16 protein-coding genes and 1 pseudogene are annotated in these 17,299 nt (G+C 44.3%); 5 read left to right on the top strand and 12 right to left on the bottom strand.

Annotated elements, in window-relative coordinates; translation table 11 throughout:
- Positions 1–21 precede the first annotated feature (21 nt).
- The 7 genes and pseudogenes from CH376_RS08170 to pgk all read right to left on the bottom strand — a co-directional run.
- A complete protein-coding gene (locus tag CH376_RS08170) occupies positions 22–1,014 on the bottom strand; it encodes a response regulator transcription factor (protein WP_100784032.1) in 993 nt (330 codons plus the stop codon).
- The gene (locus tag CH376_RS08165; RefSeq protein ID WP_100784031.1) at positions 1,014–2,147 is read right to left on the bottom strand and encodes an LIC_12097 family sensor histidine kinase; all 1,134 of its coding nucleotides are present in this window, start codon (positions 2,145–2,147) and stop codon (positions 1,014–1,016) included. The genes CH376_RS08170 and CH376_RS08165 overlap by 1 nt, the downstream gene beginning before the upstream one ends.
- A 6-nt stretch (positions 2,148–2,153) precedes the next feature.
- Entirely contained in the window at positions 2,154–2,828 is a 675-nt protein-coding gene (lenA, locus tag CH376_RS08160; protein ID WP_165781678.1) for an endostatin-like outer membrane lipoprotein LenA, read from the bottom strand.
- Between the two features lie 64 nt (positions 2,829–2,892).
- Positions 2,893–3,246 (bottom strand): preprotein translocase subunit SecG, encoded by a 354-nt coding sequence (secG, locus tag CH376_RS08155; RefSeq protein WP_100784030.1) that lies wholly within the window; start codon positions 3,244–3,246, stop codon positions 2,893–2,895.
- A 101-nt stretch (positions 3,247–3,347) separates the two neighbouring features.
- On the bottom strand, positions 3,348–4,100 hold the full coding sequence (gene tpiA, locus CH376_RS08150; protein WP_100784029.1) for a triose-phosphate isomerase: 753 nt from the start codon (positions 4,098–4,100) through the stop codon (positions 3,348–3,350).
- Positions 4,101–4,336: 236 nt separating this feature from the next.
- The gene (locus CH376_RS24010) at positions 4,337–4,882 is read right to left on the bottom strand and encodes a hypothetical protein (protein WP_125231898.1); all 546 of its coding nucleotides are present in this window, start codon (positions 4,880–4,882) and stop codon (positions 4,337–4,339) included.
- A gap of 1,058 nt (positions 4,883–5,940) precedes the next feature.
- A pseudogene (gene pgk, locus CH376_RS08140) lies at positions 5,941–6,111 on the bottom strand (phosphoglycerate kinase); the annotation flags it as partial.
- 113 nt (positions 6,112–6,224) lie between these two features.
- On the opposite strand from pgk, the gene CH376_RS08135 reads away from it, so the two are divergent.
- Entirely contained in the window at positions 6,225–7,028 is an 804-nt protein-coding gene (locus CH376_RS08135) for a hypothetical protein (RefSeq protein ID WP_420843536.1), read from the top strand.
- Positions 7,029–7,159: 131 nt separating this feature from the next.
- Here CH376_RS08135 and CH376_RS08130 read toward each other — a convergent pair whose 3' ends face one another.
- The 5 genes from CH376_RS08130 to lepB form a co-directional block, all read right to left on the bottom strand.
- Positions 7,160–8,350: a phosphoglycerate kinase gene (locus CH376_RS08130; protein WP_100784027.1), complete on the bottom strand. Its 1,191-nt coding sequence runs from the start codon at positions 8,348–8,350 to the stop codon at positions 7,160–7,162.
- Between the two features lie 3 nt (positions 8,351–8,353).
- Positions 8,354–9,361: a type I glyceraldehyde-3-phosphate dehydrogenase gene (gene gap, locus CH376_RS08125; protein ID WP_100784026.1), complete on the bottom strand. Its 1,008-nt coding sequence runs from the start codon at positions 9,359–9,361 to the stop codon at positions 8,354–8,356.
- Positions 9,362–9,505: 144 nt separating this feature from the next.
- A complete protein-coding gene (locus CH376_RS08120) occupies positions 9,506–9,910 on the bottom strand; it encodes a response regulator (RefSeq protein WP_100784025.1) in 405 nt (134 codons plus the stop codon).
- Entirely contained in the window at positions 9,907–11,358 is a 1,452-nt protein-coding gene (locus CH376_RS08115; RefSeq protein WP_100784024.1) for a PAS domain-containing sensor histidine kinase, read from the bottom strand. The genes CH376_RS08120 and CH376_RS08115 overlap by 4 nt, the downstream gene beginning before the upstream one ends.
- 918 nt (positions 11,359–12,276) lie before the next feature.
- Positions 12,277–12,837 carry a signal peptidase I gene (lepB, locus tag CH376_RS08105; protein ID WP_100784022.1) on the bottom strand — a complete coding sequence of 187 codons (561 nt, stop codon included), beginning with the start codon at positions 12,835–12,837 and terminating at the stop codon, positions 12,277–12,279.
- 111 nt (positions 12,838–12,948) lie between these two features.
- On the opposite strand from lepB, the gene CH376_RS08100 reads away from it, so the two are divergent.
- From CH376_RS08100 to CH376_RS08080, 4 genes are all read left to right on the top strand, one after another.
- The gene (locus CH376_RS08100; RefSeq protein ID WP_100784092.1) at positions 12,949–13,491 is read left to right on the top strand and encodes a gamma carbonic anhydrase family protein; all 543 of its coding nucleotides are present in this window, start codon (positions 12,949–12,951) and stop codon (positions 13,489–13,491) included.
- 251 nt (positions 13,492–13,742) lie between these two features.
- Entirely contained in the window at positions 13,743–14,813 is a 1,071-nt protein-coding gene (locus CH376_RS08090) for a hypothetical protein (RefSeq protein ID WP_100784020.1), read from the top strand.
- Between the two features lie 188 nt (positions 14,814–15,001).
- Positions 15,002–15,931, top strand: a complete 930-nt coding sequence (gene cysK / locus CH376_RS08085; RefSeq protein ID WP_100784019.1) for a cysteine synthase A — start codon at positions 15,002–15,004, stop codon at positions 15,929–15,931.
- Positions 15,932–16,325: 394 nt separating this feature from the next.
- Complete coding sequence (locus tag CH376_RS08080) at positions 16,326–17,291, top strand: oxygenase MpaB family protein (protein WP_243394650.1); 966 nt, start codon at positions 16,326–16,328, stop codon at positions 17,289–17,291.
- Positions 17,292–17,299 lie beyond the last annotated feature (8 nt).

Here is a 17,299-nt window from a genome sequence, read left to right as displayed (position 1 = left end):
TTAGATATATTAGGAAGAACTCTAAACTTCGTAGATCGATAAAGACTTGTAGCTTCGATTTCCTTGTTTGTCGAGAAGGGCGATGATTTCGGTCTTTTTGTCCTTTTCGATATTAAAAATCAACTGATCCGAAATTTCCCGGCAGATATAAAGACCCCTTCCGTGGGAGTCCGCAAGACCCGGAGGAAAACCGGTAGCTTCGTCGACGGTAATATGACGGTCGAGCCTTTTTAAAATTTCCTTTTTGTCCAAGGAACCGAAATGATCCCGGATTACGATTATGAATGTGTTGTCCGCGATTCCGTACCCGATCTCGAAAAAATCGGATTCAGCAAGTTGAATGTTTTCCAAGGGAATCACAAGATCCCGGGAAGGAAGTTCGTATTGATATTTATAATTTCCTTTGGAATCTCTCGGAGCGCGAATCATCGCGTTAGACGTAAGCTCTTCCAAAATCTGATTGATCGCGTTCGGAGCTCCTTTTTCCACGAGGAACTTCGCGATTCGATTGCATAAAAAATTTCTCTGTTCGTCCGAATAGATTCTTTTGTAGACGATACTTTCCGGCTGCGGAACTGAGAATTCCCGATCGTCGGCTTCGGATTCTTGGATAAAAAAATCGGAACCGAAATATTTTTCCACTCCGAAGATATCTTTGGTGAGAAGTTTGTGGACCATCACGGAGATCAGCTTGATGTCCAGAAACGAATATTTCGGGATGATATTCCAGATTCCGTGTTTGTACGCGAAGTTGATGTAATCGTTTATGTTATAGGCCGTCATCAAAGTATAAAGAACCTGCGGGAATTCGTGCTGAATCGTTTTGATCAGATCGAGCCCCGTTTTTCCGGGCATCCGAATGTCCGTGATCACGAGATGGATCTCTTCGTTTTTAAGAATTCGGACCGCTTCGTCGTAGTTCTCCGCGTCGAAAACGCGGTATTTTCCGGTAAGAAGATCCTTGATCGCTTCTCGAATCGAATGTATGTCTTCTACGATTAGAATATTGTGCATCAGGAAGAATACCCGTTGATCTGAGTGAAGGGTAGTGATACGCGGAAACGGGTTTTCCTTTCAAAAGACCGGACCGACAATTCCCCTCCGTGTTCTCGAACGATCGAATGACAGATCGAAAGTCCGAGTCCGGTTCCGATTCCGGTTTTATTCTTCGTAAAAAACGGAGAAAAGATTTTATCGATGAGGTTATCCGGAATTCCTCCAGCGTTGTCTTCCACGATGATATGAACCATGTTCCTGGTCTTTCTTACTTCCACCCGGATCTTTCCTTCTCCGTAGTCGAAAGCCTGTAGGGAATTCTTAAATAGATTGATAAAAAGACGTTCCATCTTGACCGGATTGAACTGAAACGTAGTTCCCGGTTCGCAGAGAATTTCCCAGGCGATATTCTTTGAAAGGACCGGGTAAACCCAAACCACGTTTTCCTTCGCTTTTTGGATGGTCTCGTAGATGTCGGCCGTTGTCGTCACGAGTTTGTCCGGTTTGGCGAAGCTGATGATATCGGAGACGATCATCGCCGCACGCGTTAGATCCTCTTTCATCATATCCAGACGTTTTTTAAAAAAGTCTGGATCGATCGAAGTGAGATTGTTTAAGAGACTCTGCAAGGTCAAACTCATTCCGGTGAGAGGGTTGTTGAGTTCGTGCGCGACTCCGGAGATAAAGATTCCTAAGGAGGCAAGGTTTCGAATTCTTAGATTCTCCTCTTCCTTTTCCTTGATTCTCGTGATATTGCTTACCTTTTCCAAAACGGAACCGATGACTCCGTCTTTTTCGATCGGATAAAAATCCAGATATAAGGTTTCCTTTTGTCCTCTCACGGAGTGAAAGATCTCGCGGTTGACGTCGGCTTTGGGATATTCAAAGTATCGATTGAAGTTTTCCTCTCCGGACTTCATGTCCTTCATCGGACAATAGGGACAGACCTCGTTTCGATTGTAGAGAACCTCGTAGCATTTTTTCCCTATAATGGAGGAAAAGGACGGTTGACCGGAAAATTCGAGCGTGGACCGGTTGACCCTCCGGATGCGAAAACCCGGATCGATCAATACCAACGGCTCGGTAATCCCATCCAAAATGGATTGTAATTCACCGGCTCTTTCTAAGAGATTTTCCTGCAACGAGGACATGAAGATTCAATATTGTAGAGAATCTTTAAAAGTTTGCAGTAACTTTTTTTTATTTTTTGCAGATTCTTGATTCTGCATTTCTTGAAGTCTCAAAACCTGAACTAGAAAATCTTCCAAGAGTTTTAAGTAGAATTCCTGTTTAAAGGCGGACCGTTCCCGGTTGATTCCTTCGTCCGGAAGAAGCTGGATCGCGTAACGCATTTCCTTTCCGTTTCGATTGGACTCGACTAGAATATCGTCCACGTTTTGATCGAGAGGAGTTTCGTCGATCAGACGGATGATCGTCGTGTCCGATCCGTCCGCATTCTCCGCTTTCACTTCGGTTATCACCCGAGAGAGAGTTGTGCCCGTAAATTCCAGAAGAATCGATTTGCTTTCCGCTCTTTCGATCCCGCTCCTTCCTTCCGAAATGGAATGTTTGGTGACCTTGATTCCCTTTCGATTCGGAAAATTTCCCGAGAAGGAAATGTATGTCCCGTTGGGCACGGAATCGATTCTTTCCAATTTGAGAAGTTCTCTCGCGACGCCTAGGTCTTCGTAGATTCTTAGGATCCTTCGATTGAGGATCGACGCGTTGCCGGACGAGTTCGCTTTGTGATCGTCCGGTTCTCTGCTTTGAGAAAATAGAGAGAACGTTACAAATAGATAAAGAACGACAAGAAGAGGGTAGAAAGAAGGAATCTTTCCGATCAGAGAAGATAGAAGTTTCGTTCCAAATTCTTCTCTGATTGGATTTTGTTTGGTATTAAGGAGCGGTTGCCGGAGCCGTAGATGGCGCGTTGGGAGCCGGAGCGGTAGTAGGTGCTGTGCTTTCACTTTTAGTCTCCTCTGGAGGCGAGGTCAGAGTCGATGGGGTTTCCGGCATCAATCTGTCTTCTTTCTTTGCAAAGAGAAAGGAAAGAAAAAGAGAAAGAATGATAAAAAGAATCGCGGTGACTCGGGTCGCTTTTGTAAGAACGTCCGCAGTGGAAGAACCGAAAACGGATTGGCTCGAGCCTCCGCCTAACAGTCCTCCGCCCTTTCCGGTTTGAATCATCACGAGCAAAACCAAAAAGAGAGAAACTACAACGAATAATGTAAGAATGACTCCGTTTAACATATCAGTTCCTGAAAAAAAATTGAATCCTTTGCCAGTTTATGAAGCCGCAGAGGTGTGACAATTAAAATACTCTTCTCTGTGCGCTTCTTCCGTTCGTTCGTTTAGAAAAGACCCGCGTAGGAATCGATCTTCTGACTGGCCCCGCCCACGAGCCCGCCGTCTATGTCCTTTTCCTTGAGGAGTGCGGCGATATTGTCGGGTTTTACGGATCCTCCGTAGAGAATCGAAAGGGATTCTGCAACTCCGGAGGCTCCTACAAAAAGTCCCGCTACTTCTTTTCGGATAAACGCGTGCACTTCCTGCGCTTGTGCGGGCGTGGCAACTTTTCCGGTCCCAATCGCCCAAACCGGTTCGTAGGCAAGAATCAAATTGGAGAATGAATTGCTCTCGATACCCTTGAGTCCTTCTTTGATTTGGGAAGCGATGACTTCGAAGGTCTTTCCGGATTCCCGTTCGGCTAAGGTTTCTCCGACGCAATAGAGTGCGGTGAAGCCGTTCTTCAAAAGAAAGTGAATCTTCTCGTTGCAGAAGGAACTGGATTCTCCCAAAAATTGTCTTCTTTCGGAATGTCCGATCATAACTACCTTCACTCCGATTTCACGGAGTTGTTCCGGAGAAGTTTCTCCCGTAAACGCGGCGAGTCCGGACGGATATGCGTTCTGAGCTCCTACGACAACTCCCGTGCCTTCCAGAATTCTTGCGACGCTCGCTAAGTGAAGAGTGGAAGGGAATACCATCGGGATTCTTTCCTTTGCGGCGGCCGGAATTTTTTCCTTAATCGATTGTGCCAAGGTTATGGCTTCCTTTTCGGAAAGATTCATTTTCCAATTTCCTGCGATCACTGTCTTGCGCATGGTTTCCTCATTGATGATGATTTCGTGAAAGTTGGGAAGAGTTTGTCGGAAAGCCCGTCGGCTTCAAGGACTTTTTAAGAGAAGGGAAGACGATCCTAAATTCTTAGGAGTCTGAATTCCTTTTTCAATCCGAGAAAAATAGCAATCGTTTAGCTCACGGTCAATAGCTTTCATAGGAAGACCGATTCGTGAGTTGAAAAAAAGGAATCGATTTCCCTAATAGAAACAAATTTGCTTTATTTAAAGACCGTAAATTGAAAAAAATCCTCATCGGGGTTCGCGGTATAGCCGGTAGTGACGCTGTCGACCGTATAATTTCCTGATTGGGCATTGATTGGAATGTCCGGAAATGTCGCATTAGTTTCCAAAGACCAAAATTCTTTTTTTTGCACTTTTGCCGAAATCACACTTGGACCTTGGCATTCCATTGTGAAATACCCATAGCTATGTAAGTTGTTGTTATAGATTTCGTAGTAAGATAGATCGGAATAAAAATAACCAGAGTAGTCTTGTTTGAAAGCATCCTGGAATTCCTCAGACATTTGTTGAATTGCTGTCACGTTACAGCGATTCTTTCCATTGATCATGTTGCAATTCTCTGTCATAGTGGATGCGAAACCTTTGGTTCCGGAAAAATTAGCACGAAACTGCCAAGTGACAGGAAGAATTTCAGTTCCGTCGGAATCTCTTTTAAAATCCGAAGCAGTCGCCGAATATGCAAATAAAGATGCGAAATCGCCAGGATCATCCGATTCAAATCTTGCGGTGCGTCCATCCGGCATTGTAAAATTCCCGGGTATTTGAATTCCCTTTCGAAAAACTTGAATATTTCCTCCGTTTACGTTTTGTGTGAATTTAACCTCAAGGACTAATTTAGTGGTAGGAAGCGTCCTTTGTATCTGAACGTTTCCGTTAAAACCGCAGGAATTATCAAACGATTTGATTCCTAAATCCGCCCAGTCCAAGAAATAGGTAGAGGCATTTTTAGGAGAAAGCGAAACGATCTCTGCAGGTAAAACAATCTCAGGAATTTCGGGAATCGGTTTTTGATTGCCTTCTCTGGCCTTAGGAGTGCCGGGTGAATTGCTAGCTAATATTTCGATTAAAAAGAATTCGTTTTTGCCCTTATCAGTTCCCTCCGCACTTTTGGGGTTACAACCGAGGACTAAAATCACGGAAACCAAAATTGAAATTAGAAAATTATCTCTCGTTCGCCGCGTAACCAGTGGAATCATCTGAGATGTACGCTAACATAAGAAACGGGATCTTAAAATTCAAATTTGTTATTTTTATTCCGATTATATGTTCGTTTGTTCCCGTTTTGATTTCGTATCGTGGAGAGCGTAGCAATAGATTGAGATTTTGTATTTTAGTATATTAAACTATTATTGAATAATTTTATAAGAATTCCGAGAATAAAAAATGTTTAACGTAATTCAAATTCCGCACAGTCGTTTTTATAGTTAAAACGAAGCCGCGGTTTGCGCAATTTTCGATTTTCATTTATCTTTCCACAGAAGTGTGAGTCCCCGTATTTTCGTTTTTCGAACAATGCGATGTAGGAAAAGTGTAGATTTTATTTTTAAAAAGGAGCCCTGAGATTTGGTCAGTTTACCAATCGTAATTCTCGAGAAAGATAATTGTAAACCATCGTAGAGTTTGAATCGACATTCCAGCTAAAAATGAAAGAGGTGCTTTATTGAATGAGTTTTCCATCTATTTGAATCATTTCGTTAATCGATTGAATTGTAGATTAGTATCTTCGAAAAGGGATATGCTATATACGAGTTCTTCAGGCACGATCCTTGCTAATTCCTGGAAGTCCGCAAAGAAAGTAAGTTTACTCGGATTCTTTTTTCTTCAAGGCTTCTACGCCCGGAAGTTTTCTTCCTTCCGTAAATTCTAAAGAAGCTCCGTCGCCGGTCAAGATATGAGTGATCTTATCCCCAACATCGGCTTCGTTGATCGCCGCCATGGAATCGCCTCCGTCTACGACGGTCATCGCTTTGGAGGAATTCCGGGTCGGATTCGCGAAAATATGTGCTTGCGAAGGAATGGAATAAAATTCATTTTCGTTTCTCAGATCAAACGGATCGGTGATGAATCCGTAATGGAAGGTTCGATTTGAATCTCACTCCATATTCTAAGTGGACAAAACGATTTCTTATATCTTGTTGTATCCTACCATTTTTTTCGCTTCAGTCCAATAGTCGCGCACCCAGATCGGTCACTGCCGCTCCGGGAAGTGTTCTGATTTCCAAGTCAAAGAACGTACGTTTGGAAGCGGAAAAACTATCCATCGTATGCGACGATGAGTGTTCGATCAAAGCTAACTATCGGATCCATTCTTTAAAGAAAGGAGATTATCTTTTTTCATTTGTCTTACCCGCATCGGCCACGTTGGAAATTCTTCACAATCAAAAACGAATCTCAGTCAAATCGAAAGAAAAAAAATCCCTGAAAGCCCTTTCCCGATCCATGAGAGAACAAAGAATGAAATACGAAGAATCGAAGGCGTTTGACACTCCTCATATTGCGGAGTTTCAACTTACGATTCCGGTTGGAATTCAAGAAGTGGAAATCCGTTATGCGATGCGGCCCGGTCAGGATGAAACCGGTTTCGGATATCTTTCTTTCGGTGATTCCGATTTCTGGGGAGTGATCGAATACGATCTTTGGCCGGCAAAGGAATGGCTTTCCGAAAATTTTCAACTTACATTCGAAATGAGCGTTCCGGAAGATCGGAGCTTTTTCTTTTTTGGAAGAAGAACCGTAGAATGTTTTGACGCAAAGGATTTTTCTTGGAAAGAATTGGAGCCTTCAGAGGAACTTTTCAAATCGGGAAATCGGATTCTTACCTATCGATTCGGGTTTCAATTTCCCGATGTACTACATTGTATCTATGATATGGACGGCCCTCTTTATTGAGAGAGGAATTTCTGTTTTGAATTCTTAAAATTCTAATATTGGGTTTGTTTGAAAAAGACGGAGGATCTGCTACGAACGGATCCGTTTCCATTGAAAGATCGGGATCCGCGCTTGATTTTGAATTCGATCGTTTATTCGGCTTCTTTTTTCTTGAGAGCCTCGACTCCCGGAAGTTTTCTTCCTTCCATGAATTCGAGAGAAGCTCCGCCGCCGGTCGAGATGTGAGTGATCTTGTCCGCGACTCCGGCCTTATTGATCGCCGCGATGGAATCTCCTCCGCCGACCACGGTCTTCGCTTTGGACTTTGCGATCGCTTTTGCAATCGCCATCGTTCCCGACGCGAACTTATCCATTTCAAAAACTCCCATAGGTCCGTTCCAGAAAATGGTTCCCGCGTTTTTGATGATCTTCTCGTAGTTGGAGACCGTTTTGGAACCGATGTCCATTCCCATCCAGCCTTCTAAGATTCCCATTTTGTCCACGGACTTGGTCTTCGCTTTATCGCTGAACTGATCGGCGATGATATGATCCACGGGAAGCTGAAGGTCGACTCCTGCGACTCCGGCCTTTTCGATCAACTGAAATGCTTGCACTTCGAATTCCTTTTCCACGAGAGAATTTCCCACGGGAACCGCTCTGGATTTTAAGAATGTGTAAGCCATTCCTCCTCCGATGAGAAGGTGATTCACCTTGTCAAAAAGATTGGTAAGAACTTTGATCTTGGAAGAAACCTTCGATCCTCCGATGATCGCCACAAAAGGACGAGCCGGTTTGGAAAGAAGCGCTGAAAGTTCCACGATTTCCTTGTGCATCAAAAGCCCAGCGTAAGAAGGAAGAAGATGTGCGATTCCTTCCGTGGACGCGTGAGCTCTGTGAGCCGCGCCGAAAGCGTCGTTTACATAAACGTCGGCGAGGGCCGCGAGTTTTTTGGAAAAGCCGGGTTCGTTCTCTTCTTCTTCCTTGTGAAAGCGGACGTTTTCGATGACTAGGATTTCTCCGTCTTTTAATTCTTTGGATAACTTAACTACGTCGTCTCCGATCACGTTCTTCGAAAAAAGAACGTTGGCTTTTACGAGTCCTTGGAACGCTTCCACGACGGGGGCCATGGAGAATTCCGGATTCACTTGGCCTTTGGGTCTTCCTAAGTGACTCGCGATGATGACGCGGGCTCCTTTTTTGAGGAGGAGCTCGATTGTCGGGAGCGTTTTTTCAATTCTGGTCTTGTCGGTAACTTTTCCGTTCTCGATCGGAACGTTGAAGTCCACACGCAGGAAAACACGTTTTCCCGCGAGGTCGACGTTTTCGAGTCTAGGCAATTCCATGAATCAACCTTTCTTCGCCATATAGCGGATGAGATCGAGAACTCGGTTCGCGTATCCCATCTCGTTGTCATACCAGGAAACCAATTTGAAGAATCTAGAATTCAATTCGATACAAGCGTCCATATCGAAGATGGAAGAAAGTGTGGAACTTACGAAGTCGTTGGATACGACCATGTCTTCGGTATAACCGAGGATTCCTTTCATCGGACCTTCGGAAGCCGCTTTCATCTTCGCGGAAATTTCTTTCAAAGAAGTTTCTTTCGTAGTTCTTACGGTTAAATCCACTACGGAAACGTCCGGAGTCGGAACTCGGAAAGACATCCCTGTGAGTTTTCCGTTCACTTCCGGAATACAAAGTCCCACCGCTTTAGCGGCTCCCGTCGACGCGGGAATGATGTTTTGCATCGCTCCTCTGCCTCCGCGGAAGTCCTTTTTGGAAGGTCCGTCCACGGTAGGTTGAGTCGCGGTTGTCGCGTGAATCGTGGTCATCAAACCTTCTTCGATTCCGAAGTTGTCAAGAACCACCTTTGTGATCGGAGCGAGACAGTTGGTGGTGCAAGACGCGTTAGACACGATGTGATCCGTTGCCGAGTTGTATTTGTCGTTGTTTACACCCATCACAAAAGTAGGAATGTCCTTGTCTTTTGCGGGAGCGGAGATCACTACTTTTTTAGCGCCCGCTTTGAGGTGTTTTTCGGATCCGGCTCTGTCGGTAAAAAGCCCGGTGGATTCGATCACGTAGTCCACTTTCAGATCTTTCCACGGAAGTTTTTCGGGATCTCTTTCCGAAACGCAGAGAATTTTTTTCCCGTCAACGATGAGTTCTTTGTCGGTATGTTCTACGGTTCCTTGAAATCTTCCGTGTGTGGAATCGTATTTGAGTAGGTAGGCCAGGTTATCAGGAGTAACTAAATCATTGATTGCGACAAATTCCAGATTGGGGTCTTTGATTCCTGCGCGGAAAGCGAGTCTTCCGATTCTTCCAAATCCGTTGATGGCTATTCTTGTCATTTTCTTCCCTTTGTTGTTTAGATTTATTCAAGATCTCCCGGTTTCGACAAACGTCGAATGGGAGAATTTTTAAGATTTGATTACAGTATTTTCCCGGAACATTCTCTTGAAAATCCGTTTTTTCCGGCGAAAACGAAGGGAATTTTAAAAATAGGCGTCGAAAATTTCCTGTAGCATCGCATCCGTCAGAGGTTTGGTCTTAAAGTCCGCGAGGATTCCGAATTCTCTCGCCTTGGCCCGATCGTCCGGATTGTCCGATGTCGTGAGCATTACGACTACGATTTTGCCCTGGAGTTCTTTGGGAAGTTTGTCGTATTCTTCCAGGAATTCCCAACCGTTCATTCCGGGCATATTGATATCCAGAAAGATCAGATCGGGGCGGGGGTCGGAAGTCGCGGCTCTTTCCAAGAGATACTTAAGAGCGGATTCGCCCGATTGTTTAGAGACTACCTGGTCTGCGAAGTCGCCTTTTCGAATCACTCGTTCGTGAACGAAGTTATCGGAATGGTTGTCGTCGATGAGAAGGATACAATTTACTTTCTGGTTCATAACGTTAGATTGGGAATCGTAAAATGAAACGTGCTTCCGAGTTTTGGAGCGGATTCGATCCAGATCTTACCGCCGTGCAACTCTACGATCTTTTTGCAATTGGCAAGACCGATTCCGTAACCTTCGTAATCGGATTCGTGATGAAGCCTCTGAAAAATAAAGAATATACGATCGAAGTATTTCGGGGCAATTCCGATTCCGTTGTCCTGAACCGAAAACTTCCAGAGATCTCCCTCTTGCACGGCCCGAACTCGGACTTCGGGCAACAGATTCTTCTGCCGAAATTTGATCGCATTCGTGAGAAGATTCTGAAGGAGTTGTCTGAATTCTATTTCATAAACCTTGAGAGAGGGAAGTTTGTCCTTTGCGATCTTGGCTCCGGATTGAAGAATCAGGCTTTCCAGATCGGAAACGACTTCTCCCATTAAAACGTTACAATCCACCTGGATGAGCTTTCGATTCCTTCCGATTCTGGAATACATCAGGAGCGCCTTGACGAGCGCGCTCATCCTTTTTGTCGCGAGATCGATCGTTTTGAGATGGCCGTGAGCAGTTTCGTCTAACGTTTTTCCGTAGTCTTCCTGAAGGATTTGGATGTAATTCGAAACGGTGCGAAGCGGTTCCTGCAAATCGTGAGATGCGAGATAGGCGAACTGTTCCAGTTCCTTGTTTTTCGCTTCGAGTTCGTTTTTTCGGATGAGGGTCGACTCTTGGATCTTACGTTCGGTGATATCGATGATCGAAGCGAGAACCATCGCACCTTCGTCGGTGTCGATCGGATTGAGTCCGATTTCGACTTGGATTTCGGCTCCGTCCTTTCTCAACGCAAAAAGATCTCTTCCCGCTCCCATGGAACGAACCGAGGGTTCCGAGAAAAATTTGGATCTGAGTTCCGGATGTTCGTTTCGAAATCGATTCGGTAGAAGAATTTCGAGTTTTTGTCCGATCAATTCCTCTCTTTCGTATCCGAAAAGTCTTTCGGTTTGGTTGTTGACGAGGGAAATCGATCCTTCCCGGTTTACAAGAATCATCGCGTTAGGCGCCGATTCCACTACGAGGCGAAATCGTTCTTCGGCTTTTTTACGCTCGGTGATATCGATGATGGACGCAAGGACCAGGGTTCCGTCCGCAGTGGGGACGGGATTGAGTCCGATTTCGATCGGAAATTCGGTTCCATTTTTTTTCAGACCGAAAAGATCTCTTCCGGCGCCCATCGGTCGCACCTGAGGAGAATCGAAGAAAGAATTTCTAAATCCGGGATGCCGACTTCGATAACGGGAAGGAATCAGTTGTTCAACGATTTGTCCGATGAGTTCGGCTTTGAGATAACCGAAGAGTTTTTCCGTTTGCGCATTGATATAAACGATCTTTCCTTCTTTGTTTACGAGAAGAATCGCGTTCGGAGTGGATTCCACTATCAATTGAAATGTAAGTTCGGAGAGTTTCATCATTTGTTAGGATAAGAGAAGGAAATACGATCTGATTCGCTCCAGAATTTTACATAGAACGAAAAAGAAAGCAACACACAATTCGAGAGAAAGTAAGAATTCTTTCGCAAAGAAGGACGAAAAAATAAAAATAAAAAATTTCCCAAGCGAAATTTTATAAAATCGACCGAAAATACATTCAAAATTTCTACATTAGAATTTAAAGTTTTTGAAACCGATTCTTCCTTTTTTAATTCTTGGTCTTTATCAATTCGATCCCGTCCAAAAAACGAAAAGAGGACCTGAAAGCCCAATCGATTCCATTCGAGTAAAATCGAATTTTGGAAATTTAGGAGGGAATTGTTTTTCTTTTTTTGGAAATCCAGATAAGAACCTGAACCTATTCCAAAACCGGACAGGTTCTTGCAGCCTGATCTTTCTGAAAAAGGAAATATGGGTTTGGGCCTTCTAAAAAGAAATACCGGTTCGGAAAGTTTTTCTTTTTTGAAAACGAAAACGTTCGATTTAGAAAAAAGGATTCGGAATTCAATCCGGGAAGAGCGATATCTTCTTACGAAAGATGAAAGACGGAAACGAAATTTCAATCCGGAGCGGCGCCTTGCGAACGATGGAAGACGCGAGCGAATTGATTTTCAAATTTTCGAAAGAGGACGCGCGTTTAAAAGGAAATCCATTCCTCTTTGTCTTTGGAATGTTTGCGCTTTTTTCAAAAGCTCGAAAGACGAAAGAATGCCATTTTAAAAAATTCTAATCTATCGTATGAGTTCCTACGAATTACGTCCCGTAGATTGATTTTCGAACGTCGGATCGTTCTTTTGTCGTCCAAAAATGTGTGAGTTCCTACGCTTCCAGGTTTTGGGGAAAGGCTCTTTAAATCGGGAAAGCATCGGAAACAAAGGGCTGGGCCCATTCTTTATTTTAGAGGGCTTTTCCGATGATACTTTCGATCGGAGCCGGTCCGAAGTCCCGAGAATCCGAGCAAGAATCTCGGTTGTCGCAGAGAAGAAAGTAATCCCTGTCCTTGAGAATGAGCGGTTCTCCGTTGTCTCGAAGAGAAAAACTTGCGGGGAAGGGGCCCCGTTTGTCCTCAAATTGAAGGGTATAACCGGCTCCGGATCCCAGGTTTTCTTCCGGATTGTTGTTTCGGAGAAGAATTTTATTCTTCATCTGAACCGTTTCACCGGGTTTTCCTGCGATCCTTAAAAAGAGAACTTTTCCTTCCTGCGTAGGATGTCTTACAAGGACCAAGTCTCCGAGGTAGAGATTGGAACGATCTACAAAACGGGAAAAATAAATTCGAGTTCCCGGAGAATGTCCCGGAAGCATGTCCCGATTCTCCAAAACAAAAGGAAAGACAAAGAAGAATCGAATGAGGAATGCGATCGCCGCCCCAGAAAGAAGTCCGATCCCGGCTTGTTTGAGGAGGGACTTTATTTTTTCTCTTCTTTCTTTTTCCTGATTGGAAGAACTGCGGCTCATGCGTGCATTCTTTTCCTTCGAAGATTGGGGTCAAAAGAAAATCTTTTTTTTAGACTTGTTTTGAAGACTCCCGAGGAAAGTTCTGGAAAGGGAAAGAAGAGGGGAACGTCGATGAAGTCAAACTATCAGATTCTAGAATACATGGGAAAAAAACCGAAAATCCACGAATCCGTTTTTTTGGCGCCGGGTTCCCAGGTGGTCGGAGATGTTGTGATTGGAAAAAATTCTTCGATCTGGTTTCAGACTTTGGTGAGAGGAGACGTCAATTACATTCGAATCGGGGAGAATGTGAACATCCAAGACCTAACTGTGATTCACGTTGCGAGAGACGTCTATCCGGTTGAGATTGGAAACAACGTTTCGATAGGACATAGGGCGACGATTCACGGATGCAGATTGAAAGACAATTCCTTCGTCGGGATGTGCGCAACGTTGATGGACGACGTAGAGGTAGGGGAATTCGCCTTCATCGGAGCGGGAACTCTGGTTACTCCCGGAAAAAAAATTCCTCCCGGAGTTTTGGTCATGGGCTCTCCCGGAAAAATCGTCCGAGATATTACGGAAAAAGAAAGAGAGATCATCACAAGAACCACGGGCAATTATATCAAATACAAAGAAAACTATCTTCAAGATCCGTTCTATTCCCGGAGTTAGGGGAAAAAAGAGGGAAAAGGAATGATAACCTTTGAAAATAGAAAAGCCTTTCAAGGAAGATTTGTCGTACCTCCGACGTTCCGCCGTGAAACCCGCGCGCCCCACCCTGATTGGGTGGAGGAGGCGGGCTGGCGGGGAAAAAGAGACGAGCAATCCTCTAACACGAAATCTCGCTTTTTTCAAGGAAAATTTTCACTCAAAATTCCCGTCGTACCTCCGACAAAACCGTCCCCGAAGGAAAGGAAATTCTCATGAATTCAAAACTTCCCTCCGGGGTTTACATTCGAGGAACCGGCGTTATCGGTTGGCCTCTCGCTTCTCTTCTTTTGATTCTTCAGGAGAAGCTAAAGCAATTCCAAGTCTACATCGAACCCTTTCGACTCAAAGAATCCGAAATCCCGGCGATTCTATCTCTTGTGGAAAAGGGAGCCATAGTCGTAGAAACGATCGACAACGAGGTTTCTAAATTTTTTCCGGATTATATAAAAAAGGAAGAAGCGCTTTCCAAATCCGTCGTCCTTTGCGACTGTTCTCCGCCCGGAGTCGCGGATTCGAGGATCAACGAATACCAAACATCAGAATATTCTAATATTAAAATATTCATAGCACAAGGAAGCGAACACAAATTCGGACCGCAGTTTATGTATCCGGACGCAAAAGATTCCTTGGGGAAGAATCTGCCGAAAATGATTCACATCGCGACCTGCAACACGCACACACTTGCGGGAACACTTCGTATCTTAACGGAGGAATCTCCCAAAGAATTGGAATCGATCCTGGAAGAAGCCGACTTTTTAGTCATTCGCCGGGACGCGGACATGGCAAAGGACGATCCTCACGTAACGGGACCGCTTCTCGTAAAACCCGAGGCGGAATGGGGAACCCACCACAGCCGATTGTTAAACGAACTCTATTCTAGAATCGGAATCAAAGTTCCGGTGACTTCTTCTTCCGTTACGATCAACTCTCCGTATATGCACCTCGTCCGTTTTCGTTTTCGTTTAAAGAAGAATCTAAAAAAGGAAACCGTCTTGAGAAGATTGCGGAACGATCCTTACCTTTCCACAACCAATCTCGTTTCGACGAACTCCATCTTTTCTTCGGGAAGGGATCGCGGACTCTATGGAAGAATATTTTCCCACGCGGTGATTCCTCTCGGTTCCCTGGAAATTCTCGAAAAAGAAATCCGAGGTTACGCCGCGACCCCCGGAGATTCGAACGTGCACATATCGACCATCTTCGCGGTTTTTAGGGGGTTGGAGATCGAATTCGGACCGACGGCGGAATCTTTTCTGCAAAGCGTAGTTCTCCAGGAAATCTAGGATTTCTCCGGAAAAGTAGGAACTCACACTTTTCTCCAAATCCTAAAGCCGTAAAAATCCCGTCCTTTTGTAGAAAGAATCCGGTGGAAAGGATTTTTTTTCTTGAATCTATTTGTTATATTGAAATAAATGTCTAATATAACAACATCTAAACTCAAAGAACCCTTGGAAGAGGCAGGAAAACAGAAATGAAAGCTAAGAGTATTTTAGAAACGATTGGGAACACCCCCCACGTAAAAATCAACCGCTTGTACAACACAAAGAGCGAAATCTATGTAAAATTAGAAAGATCCAACCCGGGCGGATCCATCAAAGATCGTATCGCACTTTCTATGATTGAAGACGCGGAGAAATCGGGAAAGCTCACGAAAGACAGCATCATCGTAGAACCGACTTCCGGAAACACGGGAATCGGGCTTGCACTTGTTGCAGCCGTTAAGGGATATAAACTTCTTTTGGTGATGCCGGAATCGATGAGCATCGAAAGAAGAAGAATCATGGCGGCTTACGGAGCTGAGTTCGAGCTCACTCCGAGAGAAAAAGGAATGCCGGGCGCGATCGAAAAAGCAAAACAGATCGTCGCTGAAAATCCGAAAGCCTGGATGCCTCAGCAGTTTGAAAACGAAGCCAATATCAAAGTTCACGTCGAAACCACCGCGCAAGAGATTGCAAAAGACTTTCCGGACGGATTGGATTTCGTAATTACCGGGGTCGGAACCGGAGGACATATCACGGGAGTCGCTCAGGTCCTAAAACAAAAGTTTCCAAAATTGAAAGTATTCGCCGTGGAGCCCGAGGCTTCTCCGGTGATCTCCGGAGGAAAACCGGGACCGCATCCGATCCAAGGGATTGGAGCCGGATTCATTCCTAAAAACCTCCACACGGATCTTTTGGACGGAGTGATCCAAGTGAGTAAGGACGAAGCCTTTCAGTTCGCACAAAGAGCCGCAAAAGAGGAAGGGCTTTTTATCGGAGTTTCTTCCGGAGCTTCTCTGGCAGCGGTTGCAAAAAAACTTCCGGAAATACCGGAGGGTTCAAAGGTTCTTACATTCTCTTACGATACGGGAGAAAGATATCTTTCGATCGAAGGTTTGTTTCCGGTGCCTTCAAACGCATAAGAATTTTTGATCTACATTTTCTCCATCGGAAAACCCCGGAGCCGAAATCGGTTCCGGGGTTTTTTTATATCAGATTCCATTTTTGGAATATCATTTTCGAATACGATACAAATCAAATCCGGACGGAAAAACGTTTTCTTCTTCTTCTTCTTCTTCTTATCAATTTAATTATAAGAATTTTGAAAAGATATATATGTTTGTATTTCCTTCCGATTTGCTTTGAAATTTGATCAAGGTCGTATCGGAGGAATTTCGGGTCGAATTTTCCATTCGTTTCAAGTTAAATTTTTTATTTCAAGGGCAATCGGAGTTCGAGGATCTCTTGAGAGATGCTTTCAATTCCGCGAAGCTCTTTGGGAACGGATTTCATTTCGGATTAAAAAGAAATTCTTTAATGAGAAGAATCTATTCGGTTGTGAACGAACGTTTATATTCTTTTGGAAGGTTTTATGTCAAAGGAATTGAAAATAAAATTTCTTGCATCACGCGCCGTATTCTGCAAATTGCGGGTATGTGGAACCGATATGCGATATACGATCAAATTCAAAAATTGGATCCGGAGAAGGACTTTCATAAGATCTCCTTTCTTTCCGGAAGTTACGATTTTCCGAGGGATATAGAAATCTCCTTAGCATTAGGATTCTTTAAAACGTTTGCGATTCCCTCGATCGCAAAAATTTTAGACAAGACCAAACAATTCGAAAACTTCGGACAAAAACGATACGACGATACCGCGATTCTCTTGGGAGAGTTTTTAGAAAACGGAACCGAGTCCGAAAACGGAAGGGCGGCGATTCGAAGGCTCAACCAGATTCACAAAAAATATCCGATTTCCAACGAGGACTTTCTTTATACATTGAGCACATTTATCTACGAGCCAGTTCGTTGGAATCTTCGTTTCGGATGGAGAAGAGGATCCGAAAAAGAAAGACTCGCCAACTTCTACATGTGGAAGAACATCGGAAAGCTCATGGGAATCAAAGATCTTCCCGACGACTACGACACGTTTGAAACATGGAATCGAAAATTTGAAAGGGAGAATTTCAAACGGATTCCGGAAAGCGAACGTCTTGGCCAGGCGACCCTTCGTATTCTTGCGGGAAGGATTCCGAGGATTCCCGGAATTCAAACGATTCTCTTTCACGGTCTTTTCAGTTTGATGGAACCTCCGTTGAGGGACGCGATGGGATTTCCCAAACCGATTCTCTGGATTGAAATTCTGACGATCGCGGTTTTTAAAATCCGCGCCTTTGTTTTGAGAACGATCTGGCCTCCTCGTAAAAAACCGTTTCTTGTAACGAAGCGGAAAAACCCGACGTATCAAAACGGATATTTGATTGAAAACCTCGGACCAAGTTAGAATCTAAA

Source organism: Leptospira adleri, from assembly GCF_002811985.1.
Lineage (GTDB): Bacteria > Spirochaetota > Leptospiria > Leptospirales > Leptospiraceae > Leptospira > Leptospira adleri.
Note: the sequence above shows the minus strand (reverse complement) of the source record. Positions and strands in the feature narration are given on the sequence as shown.

Coding starts and splice junctions, on each gene's coding strand:
- CH376_RS08170 (WP_100784032.1), bottom strand. CDS start 1,014: ATGCACAATATTCTAATCGTAGAAGACATACATTCGATTCGAGAAGCG.
- CH376_RS08165 (WP_100784031.1), bottom strand. CDS start 2,147: ATGTCCTCGTTGCAGGAAAATCTCTTAGAAAGAGCCGGTGAATTACAA.
- secG (WP_100784030.1), bottom strand. CDS start 3,246: ATGTTAAACGGAGTCATTCTTACATTATTCGTTGTAGTTTCTCTCTTT.
- tpiA (WP_100784029.1), bottom strand. CDS start 4,100: ATGCGCAAGACAGTGATCGCAGGAAATTGGAAAATGAATCTTTCCGAA.
- CH376_RS24010 (WP_125231898.1), bottom strand. CDS start 4,882: ATGCCGGATGGACGCACCGCAAGATTTGAATCGGATGATCCTGGCGAT.
- CH376_RS08130 (WP_100784027.1), bottom strand. CDS start 8,350: ATGGAATTGCCTAGACTCGAAAACGTCGACCTCGCGGGAAAACGTGTT.
- gap (WP_100784026.1), bottom strand. CDS start 9,361: ATGACAAGAATAGCCATCAACGGATTTGGAAGAATCGGAAGACTCGCT.
- CH376_RS08120 (WP_100784025.1), bottom strand. CDS start 9,910: ATGAACCAGAAAGTAAATTGTATCCTTCTCATCGACGACAACCATTCC.
- CH376_RS08115 (WP_100784024.1), bottom strand. CDS start 11,358: ATGAAACTCTCCGAACTTACATTTCAATTGATAGTGGAATCCACTCCG.
- lepB (WP_100784022.1), bottom strand. CDS start 12,837: ATGAGCCGCAGTTCTTCCAATCAGGAAAAAGAAAGAAGAGAAAAAATA.
- CH376_RS08100 (WP_100784092.1), top strand. CDS start 12,949: ATGAAGTCAAACTATCAGATTCTAGAATACATGGGAAAAAAACCGAAA.
- CH376_RS08090 (WP_100784020.1), top strand. CDS start 13,743: ATGAATTCAAAACTTCCCTCCGGGGTTTACATTCGAGGAACCGGCGTT.
- cysK (WP_100784019.1), top strand. CDS start 15,002: ATGAAAGCTAAGAGTATTTTAGAAACGATTGGGAACACCCCCCACGTA.
- CH376_RS08080 (WP_243394650.1), top strand. CDS start 16,326: ATGAGAAGAATCTATTCGGTTGTGAACGAACGTTTATATTCTTTTGGA.